The sequence below is a fragment of the Priestia sp. P5_B4 genome (assembly GCF_056400385.1).
In genome coordinates, this window is sequence record NZ_JBFULJ010000598.1 from 1 (window position 1) to 2,386 (window position 2,386).

The window sequence follows — 2,386 nt, forward strand, 5'->3', positions numbered from 1 at the left end:
TTCATACATAATTTGTTAACACAATCACTCTTCCAGAAAACATTATAAAAAAGGACCCTTGACGAAGGATAGTTCTTCCAAGGATCCTTTTTCCGGAGTATGCAGCTTTTTATACATTGTTGACTGATCAACGTTTTCTCAGTAGGTGGATGAGAAACTAATGTATAAGAAGTGCACCTTTTATACATATGTTAATTTTAAAAAATATAGTATTTTCAGGTGAAAYTGCCTCTTTTTTTTAGTAAACCTTCATAAGATATTCTGATAACATCCAAATTTAAGATGATATACAAATTTCTATTCTGCATGCTTATAAACATCCGGTCTCAGGCTTTCAAATATTGGAATGTATGTTTGTTGTTCTGTAACTTTCTGTATATCAATTTCCGCTGTTATAATCTCTTCTTGATCTCCCCCCTCTTCTACGATGTTTCCATTGGGATCAATGACCATTGAATGCCCTGCGTATGTGTTGCCGACATGATTTTCATTACTCACTTTTCCCACGCTGTTACATGCAATGACATAAACACAATTTTCTATAGCTCTTGCCCTCAATAGTGTTCTCCAATGGTCTATATTTCTGGTAGTCCATTGTGCAACGTAGAATATGACTTTTGCACCTTGAGACGTTGGGTAGCGTGTGATTTCTGGAAAACGTAAATCATAGCATATAATTTGACTGTCTTTGATATTGTTAATCTCAAAGACATCTGGGACTTGATCTCCCCCTGTTAAATAATGATGTTCATCCAACATCGGCACGAGATGTATCTTATCTTTTTGATAGAGGAGCTTACCCGTTTTTGATACAGCAAAGGCTGTATTATAAATATTTTCATTTCTTTTATTTGAAACTGAACCTGCAATGATATTCACTTGATGGTTGATTGCTAAACGTTGAATAAAGGGAAAAGCTCTCTTTAAATCAATATCTGCTTTTTCTGCTACATTTTTTAAATCATAACCTGTATTCCACATTTCAGGTATCACAACAATCTCAGTATCTATATACAGCTTTTCTTCAAATAAGGACTCAATGCGGTTTTCGTTTTGCTTAACTTCACCTTCTATAATCTCTGTTTGAAATAATTGTATTTTCATTTTTCTCCCTCTTATTCATATATAAATTTATAAATAGGATATAAATCACAGTTGTATTTGACATCTTCGCCATGTGATGAAGAAATAATAGAAGGTTTAATTTCATCTATAATTCGTCCGCTATTAATATTTTCACCCATATCAACTGTAAACTTTCGAATCGGCGGCTGTAAGGATTCAGCATTAGAAAAGAATAAGTCTCCAGTTAGCAGCACATTGTCATCTTTATGGTGGTATATCACATGTCCTGGTGTATGACCGGGTGTTAAATACACATCTAAAGGTAACTTTTTAATGATGTTGTTACTTAGACTTTCAACTTGATGTTCCACCCCTGTTGTTTCCTTTTCTGCCTTATTTGGATATGGTTTTTCGCCATTGATAAAAGGCGCTTCAACTTCGTGGGCGTAAATAGGAATATTTAAATTATCTCTTAAATACTTGGCGCCATTAATGTGATCTAAATGGCCATGTGTGAGTAAAATACTTTTGGGGATACCTAARGATTTTGCTATATTTAACTGAGTATGTGCATAGTCTTTCATTCCTGTATCAATGATATGAACACTCTCACCATCTAGCACGTACCATGTATTAATTTTGACAGGAATTCCTACAACAGTTTTGTAAGTAAGTTTGTAAATATGTCTAGAAATTTGGACAAATTCCAATTGATGCACCTTCTTTTGTTTTATTTGATAATATAAGTTTAGTAAGAAAAAATAGACGTAACAAGAAGGCACAATTTTGTTACTAGCCATTGAGGTGAAAAAATGTCAGACTTTAAAAGTGATCAATACGGTCCTTGTACGTTAACTGTAAAGCATGCTTGTCCAATTGAGTTAACGATGCATATGATGGGTGGTAAATGGAAAGGTATTATTTTATCTTTGTTATCAAAATCACCCATGTATTATAATGCAATGCGCCGTGAAATACCGGGTATTACCCAGCGTATCCTTACACTGCAGCTTAGGGATATGGAAAAAAACGGATTGATTGAAAGAGAAGAAACAAACGATAACCCTAAAAGGGTTTTATATTATTTAACAGATCTTGGAGAAAGTTTTGTTCCAATACTAAAATCTTTAGAAAAGTGGGGCAATGTTTATATAAGTCAGCAGGAAGAGGAATTAAAAAAAATTGTAACGTTTTAAATAAACTCCTTAAATATATTTTACTTCTTTTTAATGACGCCTTGTTTTTTTATAATGTAAGTACTTAATTAAGTAGTATCCGCGAAACTATATTAACTTGAAAATGCAAACTTATTCAATGAGAA

3 protein-coding genes are annotated in these 2,386 nt (G+C 33.1%); 1 reads left to right on the top strand and 2 read right to left on the bottom strand.

Annotated elements, in window-relative coordinates:
• Positions 1-297 precede the first annotated feature (297 nt).
• Positions 298-1,104, bottom strand: coding sequence for a carbon-nitrogen family hydrolase (locus AC1DRF_RS23480; RefSeq protein WP_427076770.1), 807 nt, complete (start codon positions 1,102-1,104; stop codon positions 298-300).
• A gap of 11 nt (positions 1,105-1,115) precedes the next feature.
• Positions 1,116-1,775, bottom strand: a complete 660-nt coding sequence (locus tag AC1DRF_RS23485) for an MBL fold metallo-hydrolase (RefSeq protein WP_427076769.1) — start codon at positions 1,773-1,775, stop codon at positions 1,116-1,118.
• Between the two features lie 102 nt (positions 1,776-1,877).
• Here AC1DRF_RS23485 and AC1DRF_RS23490 point away from each other — a divergent pair, with 102 nt between their 5' ends.
• Complete coding sequence (locus AC1DRF_RS23490; RefSeq protein ID WP_427076768.1) at positions 1,878-2,261, top strand: winged helix-turn-helix transcriptional regulator; 384 nt, start codon at positions 1,878-1,880, stop codon at positions 2,259-2,261.
• Positions 2,262-2,386: the final 125 nt, after the last annotated feature.

Bases quoted from the DNA above. Each gene is read 5' to 3' on its own strand.
- AC1DRF_RS23480 (WP_427076770.1), bottom strand. From the start codon at position 1,104: ATGAAAATACAATTATTTCAAACAGAGATTATAGAAGGTGAAGTTAAG.
- AC1DRF_RS23490 (WP_427076768.1), top strand. From the start codon at position 1,878: ATGTCAGACTTTAAAAGTGATCAATACGGTCCTTGTACGTTAACTGTA.